At 75.7% G+C, this 16,376-nt stretch carries 18 protein-coding genes; 13 read left to right on the top strand and 5 right to left on the bottom strand.

What is annotated here, in order from left to right; translation table 11 throughout:
• Positions 1 to 57 precede the first annotated feature (57 nt).
• Genes def through ACI795_RS07470 form a run of 3 tightly spaced genes read left to right on the top strand, consistent with a single transcriptional unit; the run spans position 58 to position 2,971 of the window.
• Positions 58 to 615, top strand: a complete 558-nt coding sequence (gene def / locus ACI795_RS07480) for a peptide deformylase (protein ID WP_457074816.1) — start codon at positions 58 to 60, stop codon at positions 613 to 615.
• Positions 612 to 1,553, top strand: a complete 942-nt coding sequence (gene fmt, locus ACI795_RS07475; protein WP_457074972.1) for a methionyl-tRNA formyltransferase — start codon at positions 612 to 614, stop codon at positions 1,551 to 1,553. The genes def and fmt overlap by 4 nt, the downstream gene beginning before the upstream one ends.
• Positions 1,550 to 2,971, top strand: a complete 1,422-nt coding sequence (locus tag ACI795_RS07470; protein ID WP_457074815.1) for an RsmB/NOP family class I SAM-dependent RNA methyltransferase — start codon at positions 1,550 to 1,552, stop codon at positions 2,969 to 2,971. The genes fmt and ACI795_RS07470 overlap by 4 nt, the downstream gene beginning before the upstream one ends.
• Positions 2,972 to 2,975: 4 nt before the next feature.
• On the opposite strand, the gene ACI795_RS07465 is transcribed toward ACI795_RS07470, so the two are convergent.
• Positions 2,976 to 3,515: a hypothetical protein gene (locus tag ACI795_RS07465; RefSeq protein ID WP_457074814.1), complete on the bottom strand. Its 540-nt coding sequence runs from the start codon at positions 3,513 to 3,515 to the stop codon at positions 2,976 to 2,978.
• Positions 3,512 to 4,054: a hypothetical protein gene (locus tag ACI795_RS07460; protein ID WP_457074813.1), complete on the bottom strand. Its 543-nt coding sequence runs from the start codon at positions 4,052 to 4,054 to the stop codon at positions 3,512 to 3,514. Before ACI795_RS07460 ends, ACI795_RS07465 begins: the two co-directional genes overlap by 4 nt.
• A gap of 69 nt (positions 4,055 to 4,123) precedes the next feature.
• Between ACI795_RS07460 and ACI795_RS07455 the strand changes: the two genes are divergently transcribed.
• Positions 4,124 to 4,648, top strand: a complete 525-nt coding sequence (locus tag ACI795_RS07455; protein WP_457074812.1) for a hypothetical protein — start codon at positions 4,124 to 4,126, stop codon at positions 4,646 to 4,648.
• 127 nt (positions 4,649 to 4,775) lie between these two features.
• Here the strand turns inward: ACI795_RS07455 and ACI795_RS07450 are convergent, their stop codons facing one another.
• Positions 4,776 to 6,254 (bottom strand): aldehyde dehydrogenase family protein, encoded by a 1,479-nt coding sequence (locus ACI795_RS07450; protein WP_457074811.1) that lies wholly within the window; start codon positions 6,252 to 6,254, stop codon positions 4,776 to 4,778.
• Positions 6,255 to 6,314: 60 nt separating this feature from the next.
• Positions 6,315 to 6,902, bottom strand: coding sequence for a hypothetical protein (locus ACI795_RS07445; RefSeq protein ID WP_457074810.1), 588 nt, complete (start codon positions 6,900 to 6,902; stop codon positions 6,315 to 6,317).
• 140 nt (positions 6,903 to 7,042) lie between these two features.
• Between ACI795_RS07445 and rpe the strand changes: the two genes are divergently transcribed.
• The 8 genes from rpe (at position 7,043) to ACI795_RS07405 (ending at position 12,903) form a co-directional block, all read left to right on the top strand.
• Positions 7,043 to 7,702: a ribulose-phosphate 3-epimerase gene (gene rpe, locus ACI795_RS07440; protein WP_457074809.1), complete on the top strand. Its 660-nt coding sequence runs from the start codon at positions 7,043 to 7,045 to the stop codon at positions 7,700 to 7,702.
• A gap of 20 nt (positions 7,703 to 7,722) precedes the next feature.
• Positions 7,723 to 8,763, top strand: a complete 1,041-nt coding sequence (gene ribD, locus ACI795_RS07435; RefSeq protein WP_457074808.1) for a bifunctional diaminohydroxyphosphoribosylaminopyrimidine deaminase/5-amino-6-(5-phosphoribosylamino)uracil reductase RibD — start codon at positions 7,723 to 7,725, stop codon at positions 8,761 to 8,763.
• 1 nt (position 8,764) lies between these two features.
• Complete coding sequence (locus ACI795_RS07430; RefSeq protein ID WP_457074807.1) at positions 8,765 to 9,400, top strand: riboflavin synthase; 636 nt, start codon at positions 8,765 to 8,767, stop codon at positions 9,398 to 9,400.
• The gene (locus ACI795_RS07425) at positions 9,397 to 10,677 is read left to right on the top strand and encodes a bifunctional 3,4-dihydroxy-2-butanone-4-phosphate synthase/GTP cyclohydrolase II (protein ID WP_457074805.1); all 1,281 of its coding nucleotides are present in this window, start codon (positions 9,397 to 9,399) and stop codon (positions 10,675 to 10,677) included. The genes ACI795_RS07430 and ACI795_RS07425 overlap by 4 nt, the downstream gene beginning before the upstream one ends.
• 88 nt (positions 10,678 to 10,765) lie before the next feature.
• Complete coding sequence (gene ribH, locus ACI795_RS07420; protein WP_457074804.1) at positions 10,766 to 11,290, top strand: 6,7-dimethyl-8-ribityllumazine synthase; 525 nt, start codon at positions 10,766 to 10,768, stop codon at positions 11,288 to 11,290.
• Positions 11,287 to 11,550, top strand: a complete 264-nt coding sequence (locus ACI795_RS07415) for a phosphoribosyl-ATP diphosphatase (protein ID WP_457074803.1) — start codon at positions 11,287 to 11,289, stop codon at positions 11,548 to 11,550. Before ribH ends, ACI795_RS07415 begins: the two co-directional genes overlap by 4 nt.
• Positions 11,551 to 11,652: 102 nt before the next feature.
• Positions 11,653 to 12,519 (top strand): ATP phosphoribosyltransferase, encoded by an 867-nt coding sequence (hisG, locus tag ACI795_RS07410; protein WP_457074802.1) that lies wholly within the window; start codon positions 11,653 to 11,655, stop codon positions 12,517 to 12,519.
• Between the two features lie 144 nt (positions 12,520 to 12,663).
• Positions 12,664 to 12,903 (top strand): SSI family serine proteinase inhibitor, encoded by a 240-nt coding sequence (locus ACI795_RS07405; protein WP_457074801.1) that lies wholly within the window; start codon positions 12,664 to 12,666, stop codon positions 12,901 to 12,903.
• 86 nt (positions 12,904 to 12,989) lie between these two features.
• Here the strand turns inward: ACI795_RS07405 and ACI795_RS07400 are convergent, their stop codons facing one another.
• Positions 12,990 to 14,066, bottom strand: coding sequence for a DUF2877 domain-containing protein (locus ACI795_RS07400; protein WP_457074800.1), 1,077 nt, complete (start codon positions 14,064 to 14,066; stop codon positions 12,990 to 12,992).
• Positions 14,067 to 14,427: 361 nt separating this feature from the next.
• Here ACI795_RS07400 and ACI795_RS07395 point away from each other — a divergent pair, with 361 nt between their 5' ends.
• Positions 14,428 to 16,302 (top strand): PucR family transcriptional regulator, encoded by a 1,875-nt coding sequence (locus ACI795_RS07395; protein ID WP_457074799.1) that lies wholly within the window; start codon positions 14,428 to 14,430, stop codon positions 16,300 to 16,302.
• Positions 16,303 to 16,376 lie beyond the last annotated feature (74 nt).

Below are 16,376 nucleotides of genomic sequence, written 5' to 3'. Positions count from 1 at the left end.
GCACCGTAGCCAGGTCACCCTGCGGGCGCCGCTCTGCCCGCCGCCTACCATCGTCCGGTGAGCGTCACCCCGATCCGGATCATGGGCGACCCGGTGCTGCGCACCCCGGCCGCCCCCGTCGTCGACTTCGACAAGGAGCTCCAGCAGCTCGTCGCCGACCTGACGGACACGATGCACGCGGCCGGCGGGGCCGGCATCGCCGCCCCGCAGATCGGTGTCGGCCTGCGGGTCTTCACCTGGTACGTCGACGGCGAGGTCGGCCACCTGGTCAACCCCGACGTGACGCCGGTGGGCGAGGAGACCGAGGAGGACGCGGAGGGCTGCCTGTCCATCCCCGGCTTCCGCTTCGACTGCCGCCGGCACCTGTACGTCGCCGCCACCGGCTGGAACATGTACGGCGACCCGATCCGGGTGGAGGGCTCGCACAAGCTCGCCCGGGCCATCCAGCACGAGACCGACCACCTCGACGGCGTGCTGTTCGTCGACCGGCTGGACGCCGAGGCCCGGCAGGCGGCGCTGTCGGTGCTCGCCGACGCCGCCTGGCAGGGCGAGCAGGCCTACCTGCCCAGCGGGGAGCCGGTCCCGGCCCCCGTCGTGAAGGTGAGCCCCCACTGAGGCTCCTGTTCGCCGGAACCCCGGCGCCGGCGGTCGTCGCACTCGACGCCCTGCTGGACTCGCAGCACGAGGTCGTCGCCGTCCTGACCCGGCCCGACGCCCCGGCCGGCCGGGGCCGGCGCACCAGCCGGTCGCCGGTCGCCGAGCGCGCCGACGCCGCCGGCCTCCCGGTGCTGCAGCCCCGGTCGCCGCGCGAGCCGGAGTTCCTCGACCAGCTCCGCGCGCTGGACGTCGACTGCGCCCCGGTGGTCGCCTACGGCGCGCTGGTGCCCCCGGCCGCCCTGACCGTGCCGCGGCACGGCTGGGTCAACCTGCACTTCTCCCTGCTGCCGGCGTGGCGCGGTGCCGCGCCCGTGCAGCACGCGGTCATGGCCGGCGACGAGGTGACCGGCGCGGCGACCTTCCAGCTGGAGGCCGGGCTGGACACCGGCCCGGTGTTCGGCGTCGTCACCGAGCCGATCGGCCCGGCCGACACCGCCGGCGACCTGCTGGACCGGCTCGCGGTCAGCGGCGCCGGGCTGCTCGTCGCCACCCTCGACGGCATCGCCGACGGGTCCCTGCGCCCGGAGCCGCAGCCCGCCGAGGGCGTCAGCCTGGCTCCGCGGATCGAGACCGCCGACGCCCGGGTCGACTGGGCCCTGCCCGCGCACGTGGTGGACCGCCGGGTGCGCGGCGTCACCCCGGCGCCGGGCGCGTGGACCACCTGGCGCGGCAACCGGCTCCGGCTGGCCCCGGTCGAGCCGCTGCCCTCCTCCCTGGGGCTGGAACCCGGCGAGGTCTCGGTCGGCCCGACCGGTGTGCTGGTGGGCACCGGCCGCGGCGCCGTCCGGCTGCGCGAGGTGCAGCCCGCGGGCAAGAAGATGATCGCGGCCACCGACTGGGCGCGCGGCGCCCGGCTGGAGCCGGGCGAGCGGCTCGGCGAGCAGGTGGGCGCATGACCGGCCCGGCGAGGCGAGCCGGTCACAAGCGGCGGAACGACCCCGGGACCGGCAACCAGCGCCCGCAGTCCCGGCGCCACCGGCCGTCGCTCGACGGTGCCCGGCTGACCGCCTACGACGTCCTGGAGGGCGTCACCAGCCGGGACGCCTACGCCAACCTGCTGCTGCCCCAGCTGCTGCGGGAACGGGCCGCCGACCTGGACGAGCGCGATGCGTCCTTCGCCACCCAGCTGGCCTACGGCACGCTGCGCGCGACCGGCACCCTCGACGCGGTGCTCGCGACCCTGGTGTCCCGGCCGCTGGCCGAGCTCGACCCGAAGGTGCTCGACCTGCTGCGGCTGGGCACCTACCAGCTGCTGGACCTCCGCGTCCCGGCACACGCGGCGGTCGACACCACCGTGGCCCTCACCCGCGGCATCGTCGGCACCGGCGCCTCCGGCCTGGTCAACGCGGTGCTGCGGAAGGTCGCCGCCGGCGGCGACCGCGCCGCCTGGGTGCAGGCGCTGCGGCCCGTCGACGAGGACGCGCGGCTGGCGCTGACCACCGACCACCCGCGCTGGATCGTCGAGGCATGGCGGGAGGCCCTGGGCGACGACGCGGAGGTGGAGCCCGCGCTGCTCGCTGACGACGCCGCCCCCGAGGTGCACCTGGTGGCCCGCCGGATCGACCGCGACGAGCTGGTCACCGAGGCCGGCGGGGAGCCCGGCCCGTGGTCGCCCTACGCGGTCCGGCTGCCGGCCGGGGACCCGGGCAAGCTGACCGCGGTGCGCTCCGGCGCCGCCGCGGTGCAGGACGAGGGCAGCCAGCTGGCCGCGCTCGCGCTGGTCCGCGCCCCGCTGGAGGGCCCGGACGCCCGCTGGCTGGACATGTGCGCGGGCCCGGGCGGCAAGGCGGGGCTGCTGGCCGCCGTCCGGCCCGCCGGCGTGCACCTGACCGCGGCCGACCGGGCGGCGCACCGCGCCGAGCTGGTGCGCAACGCAGTGGCCGGGGCCGACGACGTCGACGTGCAGGTCGCCGACGGCACCGCCCCGCCGTGGCCGGCCGGCTCGTTCGACCGGGTGCTGCTCGACGCGCCGTGCACCGGCCTGGGCGCGCTGCGCCGCCGGCCGGAGGTGCGCTGGCGGCGCACCGCCGACGACGTGGCGCCGCTGGCCGAGCTGCAGCGGCAGCTGCTGGACGGCGCACTGGCCTCGGTGCGGCCCGGGGGAGTGGTGGCCTACGTGACCTGTTCCCCCCACGCGGCTGAGACCGTCGACGTCGTCGACGCCGCCGCGGCCCGGGACGACGTCGAGGTGCTGCCGGTGGCCCCGCTGTTCGGTGAGGTGCCCGGCATCGAGCGCGGTCGCTACGGGCAGCTGTGGCCGCACCGGCACGGCACCGACGCGATGTTCCTGGCCCTGCTCCGCCGCACCCGCTGAGGGCTCAGTCCGGCGGGCCGGCGAGCCAGCGCCGCGCCTCCCGGACCTCCCGCTCCTGGCGGACCAGGTCGCCGGTCAGCTGAACGGCGACCAGGCAGGCCAGCACGGACAGGGTGTCCGGCAGCCGGTCGGACGACGCGCTGACCACCACCACTGCGCCCATGGTGAGGAGGCCGGCGGCCGCGCCGAAGCGGCGCCAGCCGATCCGCTCCTGCCGTTCCCGGGCGCGGCGGGTCACCTCGCCGGCGCGGGCCCAGCCGAGCGGCCGGCCGCGCCGCAGCGAGAGGTCCGCGCGCGCCCGTGCGTGGCGGGCGCTGCCGTTGCCCCAGCGCCGGCTCCCGAGCCGGATGAGCACCCCCAGGCCGACCACTGCGCAGGCCAGCGCGGGATCCACCTCCATGGTGAGCAGGACGGCGGCGTACACCACCCCGAAGGCCAGCGCGCCGGCGTCCTCCGTGGCCAGCCGTCGCCGGGCGAAGCGGCGGACCTCGGCCTCGTCGCGGTCGACGGCCGGGGCGTCCCGCGGCACCGACGGGCTGCTCATGCCGGCGGGTCGGCGAGCCAGCGCCGCGCCTCGGCCAGGTTGCGCTCGTGCAGCCACAGCCGGACGCAGGCCGCGACCAGCCCGACGATGGCCACCACCGCGAGCGCCCCGCTGGGCGGGTCGGCCACCAGGGTCACCACGGCGAGAACGGCGAGCACCACCGCCACGACGACCCAGCCGGCGCGACCGAGTCCGGCCCGGCGCAGCCGCTGCTGGGCCCGCGCCCGGACGAGGTCGGTCGTGGCCCAGCCGGCCAGCCGGTGGTGGCGCAGGGCGAAGTCGACCCGGGCGCCGTCGATCCGGGCGCCGCGGTCACCCCAGCGCCACATGGCGGCGCGGATCAGCACCGCCAGCAGCAGGAAGAGCCAGGAGAGGGCACCCGGCGCGTCGCCCCCGCCGAGCACCAGGAAGGCGTAGAGCAGGGCGTACCCGAACACCTCGGCCTCGACGGCGAGCCGGCGCCCGAGGTCCCAGCTGCGCAGCTCGGCCTCGCCCTGCCGGATGGCGGCGTCGTCCTCTGCGCTGCGGTGCCTGGCCACCGGCGCACGGTATCGGGTGACCGGGAAACCCCTCGTCCGGACGCCGCCGCGCCACTAGCCTCCGGCCCCGTGCCGTGGCTGCCCGAGGACTTCGCCCACCCGACCCGCGCCGAGCTGCCGACCGGTGAGCACCTGCGGCCGATGAGCGATGCCGACACCGAGATCGACTTCCCCGCGGTGATGGGGTCGCGGGACCGGCTCTGGACGATCTACGGCCCCGCCTGGGGCTGGCCGCCGGCGACGATGACCGTCGAGCAGGACCGCGAGGACCTCGCGCACCACGCGCGGGAGATCGCCGCCCACGAGAGCTTCCTCTACGGGCTGTTCCCGCCGGACGAGGCCGAGCTGCTGGGCTGCGTCTACGTCGACCCGCCGGAGAAGGTCGGCGCCGCCGACGCAGAGGTCTCCTGGTGGGTGGTCGACCGGCTCGTCGGCAGTGACACCGAACGCGCACTGGACGAGTTCGTGCCCGCGTGGCTGGCCGCCGAGTGGCCGCTGCGGCAGCCGCGGTTCGTCGGCCGGGACCTGGCCTGGGCGGAGTGGACCGCCCTCCCCGGTCGGCACGCTGCGGAGCCGCGACCCGTCACCGGGTGACCGCCGGCCCGGCCGGTGGCTCGTCCGTCAGCGACCGGCGAGCGTTCCTGAGGCCCGCGGCCGGCGTTGTGCGGTGGGTGTCCGTTCCCAGCCGGGAAGGGGCACCCACCGCACAGTGCCTGCGCACTCAGAAGGGGAACTGGCGCTTGGTGTGCTGCACGCTCACCCAGTGGTCGGTGGTGAACTCCTCGATCGCCCACTCCCCGCCGAAGCGGCCCAGACCGGACTCCTTCTCCCCACCGAAGGCGGTGTTGTTCTCGTCGTTGAGCGGGGAGTCGTTGACGTGGGTCATCCCGGCCTCCACCTGCAGCGCGAAGTTCACGCCGCGCAGCACGTCCTCGGTGAACACCGCGCTGGACAGGCCGTACTCGGTGTCGTTGGCGATCCGCAGCGCGTCCGCCTCGTCCCGGGCCTTGATGATGGTGGCCACCGGGCCGAACACCTCCTGCCGGGCGGTGGCGACCTCGTTGCTCCCCAGCAGCACGTGCGGAGGCAGGACCGACCCGATCGGGCCGGTCGGGTCGCCGCCCAGCACCTGGTCGGCCCCGTCCTCGCGGGCCTGGGCGACCATCCCCTGGATGCCCTCCAGCTGCTTGCTGTTGATGATCGGGCCGATGACGGTGTCACCGTCCCGGGGGTCACCGGCCTTGAGCCCGCGGACCTTGGCCACGTACCGGTCGACGAACTCGTCGTGCACCGAGGCGTCGACCACGATCCGGTTGGTGATCATGCAGACCTGACCCTGGTGGAAGAACTTGCCCCACGCGGCGGCGTTCACCGCGTACTCCAGGTCGGCGTCGTCGAGGACCACCAGCGGGCCGTTGCCGCCCAGCTCCAGCGAGAGCTTCTTCAGCCCGGCCTTCTGCGCGATGCCCTTGCCGACCGGGGTGGAGCCGGTGAAGGAGACCACCCGCGGGACGGGGTGCTCCACGATCGCGTCACCGATGTCCCGCCCGGCGCCGATGAGCACCGACAGCACCCCGTCGGGGAGGCCGGCCTCCTCGTAGATCTTGGCGAGCAGCAGGCCGCCGGTCACCGGGGTGTCGCCGGCGGGCTTGAGGACGACCGCGTTGCCGGTGGCGAGCGCAGGGGCGACCGAGCGGTTGGACAGGTGCATCGGCACGTTCCACGGGCTGATCACCGCGACCACGCCGACCGGGCGGCGGTAGACCCGGCTCTCCTTGCCCTCGATGTCGGCGGGGAGGATCCGGCCCTCCACCCGGTAGGGGTAGGAGGAGGACTCGTGGAAGTCGCGCAGGGTGATCGCGTACTCGAACTCCGCGGCCGGGGCGGCGGCGCCGCTTTCCCGGATGTGCCAGTCGACGATCTCGTCCTTGCGGGCCTCCATGATCCGCGCGGCGCGGCGCATCACGTCGGCGCGCTCGCTGGGCAGCCGGGCGGCCCAGTCGCGCTGGGCCTCCTTCGCGCGGGTGTAGGCCTCGTCGAGGTCCTCGGCGTTGGCCAGCGGGATCTCGGTGAGCGTCTCGCCGGTGTAGGGATCGGTGTCGGTGGCCGTCTTGCCGGCCCGGCCTGCGCGCCAGGTGCCGGCGATCGGCATGCGGTCGAAGCCGTCGTAGCGGGCGGGTGCTGGAGTGGCCGTCGTCATGTGACGGGTGCGTACCCGATCGTGCGCAATGGAACCCCGCAGGCCGGATCGTCGGCTCGGTCAGTAGTGCGGGTTGGTCCCGCCGTCCGCTGCCCCGGCGGCCCGCAGGTTCCGCCGGTGCACGAGCTCCAGGTGTCCGGTCACCGTCCGGCAGATCCAGGCGAGGGGTCCGGTCGGTGTCAGCTCCCGCTCGATCATCGGCTCGGGCCGGCGCCCGGTCGCACCGCAGGCCGTGGCCAGCACCTCGACCGCCGCCGTGACGACGTCCCCCGACGCCGGCTCCGCCGGGGCCGGCGGGGTGCCGTAGCGGGTGCCCAGCAGGCCCCGGCGCACGCTCCATGCGCCGGCCGCCGCACACGCCTCCGCGATGTCGGCCATCCGGACGCCGCCGTGGTCCATCCACCAGGTCAGCGGGTGCCCGGGCTGGGCGTCCATCGACGAGAGCAGGCGGTCCGCAGGCGGGTAGCCGGTCGGGTCCGGCTGCAGGGCGATGCTGTCGGCGGTCTCGACCAGGCGGCCGCAGTGCGCGGCGTCGACCAGGAGGGCCCCGCGTGCGGCGACGTCCCAGATGTCGAACCGTCGGAGGCGGCCGCGGGCGTCGACGCACACCGCCGCGAGCCGGGCCGCGACCCCGCTGGTCAGGTCCACGGGGGCAGCATGCCGCAGGACGGGGCCGCGGGGGTGGCCCGGTTCGTGGTCTCGACGCTCACCCGGTCAGCTCGCGGCCGGGTCGACGAGGCGTTGTCGCCCGATCGGGTGACCGTTCCCGGTGCCCCTACGATCACCCGGTGCCTCGGGAACCGATGATCGCGCCCAGCCTGCTGTCCGCGGACTTCGCCCGGCTGGCCGACGAGGTCCAGCGCGTGGCCGACGCCGACTGGCTGCACGTCGACGTCATGGACGCGCACTTCGTGCCCAACCTGACCCTCGGGCTGCCGGTCGTGCAGGCCATCCAGGCGGTCAGCCCGGTGCCGCTGGACTGCCACCTGATGATCGAGGACCCCGAGCGCTGGGCGCCGGGTTACGCCGAGGCCGGTGCCCGCAACGTCACGGTGCACGCCGAGGCCTGCACCGACCCGCGCGCGGTCGCCCGCGACCTGAGGGCCGCCGGCGCCCTGGCGGGGCTGGCGATCAAGCCCGGGACGCCGCTGGAGGCCTATCTCGACGTGCTGCCGGACTTCGACACCCTGCTGGTGATGACGGTGGAGCCCGGCTTCGGTGGGCAGTCGTTCATGCCCGAGGTGCTGCCCAAGGTCCGGGAGGCCCGGCGGCTGGTGGAGACCGGGCACCTGGAGCTCTTCGTCGAGGTGGACGGCGGCATCAACGCCGACACCATCGAGGCCGCCGCCGAGGCCGGGGCGGACGTCTTCGTCGCCGGCTCCGCGGTCTACGGCGCCGACGACCCCGCGGCGGCGATCGCCGCACTCCGGGCCCTGGCCGGCCGGTGACCCCCGCGGAGCGCGTGGCCATGGCCCGCGCCCGCGAGCTGGGGCTGCGGGTGCTGGGCACCACGAGTCCCAACCCCGCGGTCGGTGCCGTCGTGCTCGACGCGACGGGCGCGGTGGTGGGGGAGGGGGCGACCTCCCCACCCGGCGGCCCGCACGCCGAGGTCCACGCCCTGGCCCAGGCCGGTGAGCGCGCCCGGGGAGGCACCGTCGTCGTCACCCTCGAGCCGTGCGCGCACACCGGGCGCACCGGCCCCTGCGCCGACGCGCTGATCGCCGCCGGCGTCGCCCGGGTCGTCGTCGCCGTCCCCGAACCCACCCGGCTCGCCGGCGGCGGCGCCGAGCGGCTGCGGGCCGCCGGGATCGACGTCGAGCTGGGCGCCGAGCGGGCCGAGGCGGCCGGCGGAGCACTGGCCGGCTGGCTCACCGGTGTGCGCGAGCACCGTCCGTACGTGGTGTGGAAGGTGGCGACGACGCTGGACGGTCGGGTCGCCGCCGCCGACGGCACCAGTCGCTGGATCACCGGCCCGGACGCCCGCGCCGAGGTGCACCGGCTGCGCGCCGGCTGCGACGCCGTCGTGGTCGGCTCGGGCACCGCGCTCGCCGACGACCCGCAGCTCACCGTCCGCGACGCCACCGGGACCGGTGCCGCCCGGCAGCCGTTGCGGGTGGTGCTCGACCGCCGCGGCCGGGTGCCGGCCACCGCCCGGGTGCACGACGGTGCGGCACCGACGCTGATCAGTGCCGCGGCCACGCCGGCCGCGCTGCTCGCCGAGCTGTTCGCCCGGGACGTCCGCCGGATGCTGCTGGAGGGCGGGCCGACCCTCGCCGCCGCCTTCCTCACCGCCGGCCTGGTCGACGAGGCGGTGGTCCACCTGGCCCCGCAGCTGCTCGGCGCCGGGGCGGCCGTGGTCGGCGACCTGGGAATCACCACGATGTCCGCGGCGCTGCACCTGCAGGTCGTCGACGTCACCCTCCTGGGCGGGGACGTGCAGATCCGGCTGCGCCCCACCCGGCACACTGAGGCGCCGGCACCCGACGGCCAGGACGCAGGAGGGAGCTGAGGTGTTCACCGGCATCGTGGAGGAGCTCGGCACCCTGGTCGCGCGCGAGGAGGGGCCGGACAGCGCCGTGCTGCACATCCGGGCGGCGCGCGCGCTGGACGACGTCGCGCTCGGGGACTCGATCTCGGTCAACGGCGTCTGCCTGACCGTCACCGGCGTGGCCCGCGACGAGGCCGACGGCACCGGCGTGTGGACCACCGACGTCATGGCCGAGACGCTGCGCCGCAGCAGCCTGGGCGCCACCGGCGTCGGCGACGCGGTGAACCTGGAGCGTGCGGTCACCGCCGCCACCCGGCTGGGCGGGCACATCGTGCAGGGCCACGTCGACGGCGTCGGCACGGTGGTGTCCCGCACGCCCGGCGACCACTGGGAGGTCGTGCGGATCTCCGTGCCGGCCGACCTGGCCCGCTACGTGGTGGAGAAGGGCTCGATCACCGTCGACGGCGTCTCGCTCACCGTCAGTGCCCTGTCCGACGACGAGGAGGCCGACCGGCCCGAGCCGTGGTTCGAGGTCAGCCTCATCCCGACGACCCTGCGGGAGACCACCCTGGGCGCCCGCGCTCCCGGTGACCCGGTCAACCTGGAGGTGGACGTCATCGCCAAGTACGTCGAACGACTGTTGGGGGCCCGCGCATGAGCTGGCAGCTGGACTCCGTCGAGGACGCCATCACGGCGGTCAAGAGCGGCCGGCCGGTCGTCGTCGTCGACGACGAGGACCGGGAGAACGAGGGCGACCTCATCTTCGCCGCCGAGCTCGCCACCCCCGAGCTGGTGGCGTTCATGGTCCGGTACACGTCGGGCTACATCTGTGTCGCGGTCACCGAGGCCGACGCCGACCGGCTGGACCTGCCGCCGATGTTCCGGGTCAACCAGGACCGCCGCGGCACCGCCTACACCGTCACCGTGGACGCCCGGGAGGGCGTGACCACCGGCATCTCCGCCGCCGACCGGGCGCGCACCATCCGGCTGCTGGCCGCGGCCGAGACCAACGCCGCCGACCTCGCCCGGCCGGGGCACATCGTGCCGCTGCGGGCGAAGGACGGCGGCGTGCTGCGCCGTCCCGGGCACACCGAGGCCGCCGTCGACCTGGCGGTGCTCGCCGGCCTGCGCCCGGCGGGTGCGCTGTGCGAGGTGGTCAGCGAGAAGGACCCGACCGGCATGGCCCTCGGCGACGAGCTGCGCGTGTTCGCCGACGAGCACGACCTGGTGATGATCTCCATCGCCGACCTCATCGCCTACCGCAAGCGCTTCGACAAGCTGGTCGAGCGCGTCGCCGAGGCCCGGGTGCCGCTCGGACCGGGCGAGTTCACCGCGGTCGGCTACCGCAGCTCCTACGACGAGCGCGAGCACGTCGCCTTCGTCTACGGCGAGATCGGCGACGGCGAGGACGTGCTGGTCCGGGTGCACTCCGAGTGCCTCACCGGCGACGTCTTCGGCTCGCTCCGCTGCGACTGCGGGCCGCAGCTGCAGGCGGCGCTGGCCGCCGTGGCGCAGGAGGGCCGCGGCGTCGTGCTCTACATCCGCGGGCACGAGGGCCGGGGCATCGGCCTGCTGCACAAGCTGCAGGCCTACCAGCTGCAGGACGCCGGGGTGGACACCGTCGACGCCAACCTCGACCTGGGGCTGCCCGCCGACGCCCGCGACTACGGCACCGGTGCGCAGATCCTGGTCGACCTCGGCATCCGCACCATGCGCCTGCTGACCAACAACCCGGCCAAGCGCGCCGGGCTGGAGGGCTACGGGCTGAAGATCACCGGCCGGGCCGGGCTGCCCAGCCACGTCACCGCCGACAACCTCGGGTACCTGCGCACCAAGCGCGACCGGATGGGGCACCTGCTGGACATCATCGAGCCCGAGGCGGAGGGCGACGTGGCGGCCGCACCGGTCCGGCGCGCCGACGAGCAGCCGACATGACCGGATCGGGGCCGGCCGCCCGGCAGACTGCACCGTCGTCACCGCCCACCAGCACGAACCCGTGCACCAGCACGTCCGAGGAGAGGCCATGAGCGGGTCCGGAACCCCCCAGCAGCAGCCCATCGACGCCAGTGGCCTGACCCTGGGGATCGTCGCCGCCACCTGGCACCGCGACATCGCCGACTCCCTGCTGGCGCGCGCGGTCGCCTGCGCCGAGGCCGCCGGCATCCCCGCGCCGACCGTGGTGCGGGTCCCCGGCGCCATCGAGCTGCCGGTGGTGGCGCAGGCGCTGGCCGCGACCCACGACGCCGTGGTCGCCCTCGGGGTCGTCGTGCGGGGCGGCACCCCGCACTTCGACTACGTCTGCGACTCCTTCACCGCCGGGCTGACCCGGGTGTCGCTGGACGCCGGCAAGCCGGTCGGCAACGGTGTGCTGACCACCGAGGGCGAGCAGCAGGCCCGCGACCGGGCCGGCATGGACGACTCCGGTGAGGACAAGGGCTGGGAGGCCACCGCCGCGGCCCTGCAGACCGCGCTGGTGCTCCGCGACCTGCGTGCGCCGAAGCAGAGCACCGGCTTCGGCGTGAACCCGGCGGGGGCGACCGACGCGTGAAGTCCTTCGACGAACTGTTCGCCGAGCTCAGCGCCAAGGTCGCGGCCGGCGACGAGGCCTCCGGCACGGTCATCGCCGTCCGGGACGGCGTCCACGCCGCGGGCAAGAAGGTGGTCGAGGAGGCCGCCGAGTCGTGGATGGCGGCCGAGCACGAGGGCGCCGACCGGACCGCGGAGGAGATCAGCCAGCTGCTCTACCGGGTGCAGGTGCTGATGCTGGCGCGAGGGCTGTCCCTGCAGGACGTCTACGCTCACCTCTAGAAGGTCGAAGGACCCTCCTGCCCCCCGCGCCTCGCAAGCTCGGCGCGGGTCCCTGCAGGAGGGCCGGGGTGTCCCGGACCCGCCTGACGAAGGGAACTGCAGTTGCTGCGCGTCGCCGTGCCCAACAAGGGGGTCCTCAGCGAACCCGCGGCCGAGATGCTCGTCGAGAGCGGCTACCGGCAGCGGCGCAGCACCAAGGACCTCGCGGTGTACGACCCGGAGAACGACGCGGAGTTCTTCTACCTCCGCCCGCGGGACATCGCCGTCTACGTCGCCGCCGGCACCCTCGACGTCGGCATCACCGGCCGGGACATGCTGCTGGAGACCGCGCCGGCCGAGGGCGAGGGGCTGGCCGCGGTCGAGGTGATGCCACTGGGCTTCGGCCGCTCGTCCTTCCGGTTCGCCAGCCCGGCCGACTCCGACATCGAGCAGGTCGCCCAGCTGGAGGGGAAGCGGATCGCCACCGCCTACCCCGGGCTGCTGCAGCGGTTCCTGGACGAGAACGGCCTGAAGGCCGGCGTGGTCAAGCTCGACGGCGCGGTGGAGACCGCCTGCCGGCTGGGCGTCGCCGACGCCGTCTGCGACGTGGTCGAGACCGGCACGACGCTGCGCGCCGCGGGGCTGCGGATCATCGGTGAGCCGGTGCTGGCCAGCGAGGCGGTGCTCGTCCGCCGGGCCGGAGCCGAGGAGATCCCCCAGGTGGCGCAGCTGATGCGCCGGCTGCGCGGGGTGCTGGTGGCCCGGCAGTACGTGATGCTCGACTACGACTGCCCCAACGACCTGCTCGCCCGGGCCACCGAGGTCACCCCCGGCCTCGAGGGGCCGACGGTCAGCCCGCTGCAGACCGAGGGGTGGTCCGCCGTGCGGGCGATGATCCGCCGCGAGGAGACCAACCGGGTGATGGACGAGCTGTGGGAGGTCGGCGCGCGGGCGATCCTGGTCACCAGCATCGCCGCCTCCCGCATCTAGCACCGCCATGCTGGGCGGCATGCGCCGCGTCCTGCTGATGCTGCGGTTGCTCCTGCTCGCCGCCTGCGCCACCGGGGCGGACGCCGGGAACGCCCGGGCGAGGATGCCGAGCCGGCCCGCGGCACGCTGACCTGCGTCGGGTTCGTGGCGGGGGACCTCCCCGACGCCGAGACGGCCTGCGCACACCTGGAGGGCCTCGAGGACCCGTTCGCACCGGTGCCCGCGGACGCTGTGTGCACCCAGCAGGACGACGGCCCGCAGACCGCGCGCATCACCGGGCTGTGGGGCGGTGACCCGGTCGACCTGGCGCTGTCGCGCACCGACGGCTGCCGGATCGCCCAGTGGGACCGGCTGGCACCGCTGCTGCCCGTCCCCGTCGGCTGACCTCCCGTCGGCGCCCCCGTCGGCAGAGCTCGGTCGGCCGGACCGGCCCCCGGTCGGCCGGACCGGCCCCCGGTCCGGCCGACCGGTCAGCGGCGGGCGGTGCGGTCGACCAGGTCGATCGCGGTGCACAGCCCGAGGGACATCGCCCGGCCGCTGGTCGAGCCCGTGGCCAGCAGTGCCGCGATCGCCGGGGCGAGCGCGCCGTCGCCGACCAGGCCCCGCAGCACCGCCGCGTACTCGCCGCTGACCTGCCCGGCCGCCGCGTGCCGGAGCAGGGCGCGGGACAGCTCGGTGGTCCGGCCGGCGGCCAGCGAGGTCACCCCGGCGCCGAAGCGCTCCGCCGCGGGGTGTCCGAGGAGCACCAGCCCGGCGGTCAGCCCGGCCAGCACGTCGTCACCGGCCGGGGTGAGCCCCGGGCCCAGCCCGACCAGCCGGGTGGCGGTGCGCAGCGCGGCGTCGAGGTCGGCCCGGCGGACCGCGCCGCGGAGCGCGGCGAGCGGGCCACTGGGCCCGGTCGGCAGCCCTGGGAGGGAGAAGGCGCTGTGCGGCACGCCCTCGCCGTACAGGGCGGTGCGCAGCTGGCGGACGCCCTCGGGCAGCAGTGCCGGGCGCGCACTGGGGAGCTTGGGGTGCGGGTCCCACCAGGCCGCCGCGCTGACGGTCAGGTCGCCGACCACCAGCCGGCCACCACCGACCCGCGCGGGGGCGCCGGCCGGGACGGAGACCAACGGCCGGCCGTTGGCGGGGCGGAAGAGCACGCACCCCAACGGCAGCCGGGCGGCGTCGGAGGTGAGCACGCCGACGACGTCGGCCCCGTGCGCGGTGGGCACGGTCAGGTAGACGGCGGCGGGCACCGACAGCAGCACCCGGGCGGAGCGGACCGGGCCGCGCAGCAGGTCGGCCACCCCGGTGCTCGCCTGGGCCGGCACCGCGGTGCCGCCGGAGCGGGGGAGCGGGAGCGTCGTGTGCCGGGAGCCCGAGGGCAGGTGGATCGTCGGCACCCCGGCGCGGCCGGCCCGCCCCGACCGGGTGGGCGGGGCGGTCGCGGTCGCGCCGTGTCCCGTCCCGTGTCCCGTCCCGTGTCCCGCCCCGTGTCCTGGTGCCCTGGTGTCCGGGGTCCCGGCGTCGCCCTGCCCGCCGGTGCTCTCGTCGATGGTGCGCATGTGGCCCTCCACCCGTGCCGTTGCCGGGAGGCGGCGGGCATCGCCGGCCCCGTCCCGGTGTGCTCATCGAGGGCCGGAGGGGAGCGCTGGCCCCGCTGGAGTGCGGGGACGGCCTACCATCCGACCCGGGACACAGGACCGGGCCGCGAACCCAGGTGGCGCGCCGTCCGGCTCTGTATGGCGATTCTCGCCAAGCTCGGGTTCTGCCGTCCAGGGACGTCTGACAGGATTCTCGTCAGATCGGTGAAGACGGGGCGCAATGGGGGTACGCAGAGTGACTGAACGTGAGGCGTCCGTGACATACGCTGCGAACAGCGAGCGGGCGGCTACTTTCAGTGCCGTTCAGGCTTCGATCGAGCCGGTGCTCTCGCAGCTGCCGCCCTCGGACCGGACCGCTCTGCAGGACAGCATGGGGCTGACCGTCGACCAGTTGCTGCAGCTGCCCGGGCTGGCCGGGGCGGTCGTCGTCGGGGGCGCCACCGGCACCCGGCGGATCGTCCGGCACGTCGAGGTCCGCGACCCCGGCGACCTGCAGGCCGACGCCGGCCCCGACGTGCTCGTCGTCCTCTCCGCCCGGCTGCCGCAGGTCGACGCCGCCCAGTGCCGCGCTCTGGTCGAGCGGCTGCACCGCGGCGGCAGCGGTGCGCTCGCCTTCCGCTCCGAGGGTGGCCCCGGGGCGCCCCAGGGCGAGCTGCCGGCCGAGCTGCTGGCCGAGGCCGACCGGCGCGGCTTCCCGGTGGTCGCGCTGCCCGAGCCCACCCGGCGCGACGAGGTCGTCGCCGAGGTGCTCGGCGCGATCATCGACAAGCAGACCCAGGCGCTCAGCCTCGCCAACCGGATGCACAACCAGTTCATCGACGTGGCGCTGTCCGGCGGCGGGCTGGCCGAGGTGACCGCCCAGGTCTCCACGTTCCTCGCCGGAGCCGCCGTGCTCGGGCTCGGCCCGGACCGCGAGGTGGCCACCAGCGCCGGCCCGCCGGAGGAGGTCGCCGAGATCCGCGACTGGCTCTGGCTGCTCGACGCCGCCGCCGACGACGCCTTCGCCGACCTCACGCCCTCCCGGCGGCTGTCGGGCAACCGGGCCGACCAGGGGGCGGTCACCCCGGCCAACGTGCTCGCCGACGCCGATCTCTCCCCGGCCGACGGCATCCTGCTGGTGCCCGGGCACCACGAGCTCCCCGGCGGGGTGGGGGAGTACGCCGTCGCGCCGATCATGGCCGGCGAGCAGCGGCACGGCTGGCTCCTGGCGGTCAACCGGCACGGCCCGATGCTGCTGGGTGCCGGCGCGGTGCTCGAGCAGGCGGCGGTCATCGCCGCGCTGTCGGAGATCCGCTCCCAGGCCGTGCACTCGGTCGAGCTGCGCTTCCAGGGCGACCTGGTGCGCCGGCTGGTGGGCGGTTCGTTCGGGCACACCGAGCGTGCGCTGGCCTACACCCGCTCCTTCGGCTGGCGGCTGGACGGCCCGGTCATCGTCCTGGTGACGGCGACCGAGACCGTGGCCGACGCCGGCGCCGACCCCACCCGGGCGCTGGACGTGCTCGACCGGCTCGCCGACGGCTGGCGCGCGGCGGTCGACAGCGAGGTCGCCGGGGCCGCCGTCGCGGGGCTCGCCACCGAGATCGTCACCGTCCTGCCGCTGGACGGCCGCACGCCGGAGGAGCTCTCCGCGCTCGTCACCGCGGTGACCGCCCGGGTCAACGCCCGGCTGCGCCGGGTCGGCCGGCTGCTGGGCACCGGGATCGGCCGGCCGGCCGAGTCGCTGTCGGCGCTGGGCGACGCGTACCAGCAGGCGCAGCGGGCGCTCGTCGTCGGCCAGGAGATCCACGGCGGGCACGCGGTGACCCACTTCGACCAGCTCGGGGTGTTCCGGCTGCTGTCGCTGATCCCGGACAGCAGCGAGCTGCGCTCCTACGTCGACGAGGTGCTCGGCCCGCTGGCCGACTCCGCCGACGTCGACTCCAGCGACCTGCGCGACACCCTGCGCGTCCTGCTGGAGACCAACCTCAACGTGGCCGAGTCCGCCCGCCGGCTGCACTTCCACTACAACACGATGCGGTACCGGATCGGCAAGCTGGAGCGGTTGCTCGGGCCCTTCACCACCGACCCGACGCTGCGGCTGAACCTGCTCCTGGCGCTGCACGCCGCGCGCATCCGCGGCCTGGACCAGCCGCACCGCCCGCCGATGGAGGGGCTGGCGGCCGCGGTGCTGGACGACGGGCTCGACCTGCTCGCCTAGGTCGCCGGACCGCCGTCGACGTTGCGCTCCCGAGTCGCCGGCGTTACGTCTCGTCGCGGCGTGTCCCCTGCGGC

Source organism: Modestobacter sp. SYSU DS0290, assembly GCF_054050955.1.
Note: the sequence above shows the minus strand (reverse complement) of the source record. Positions and strands in the feature narration are given on the sequence as shown.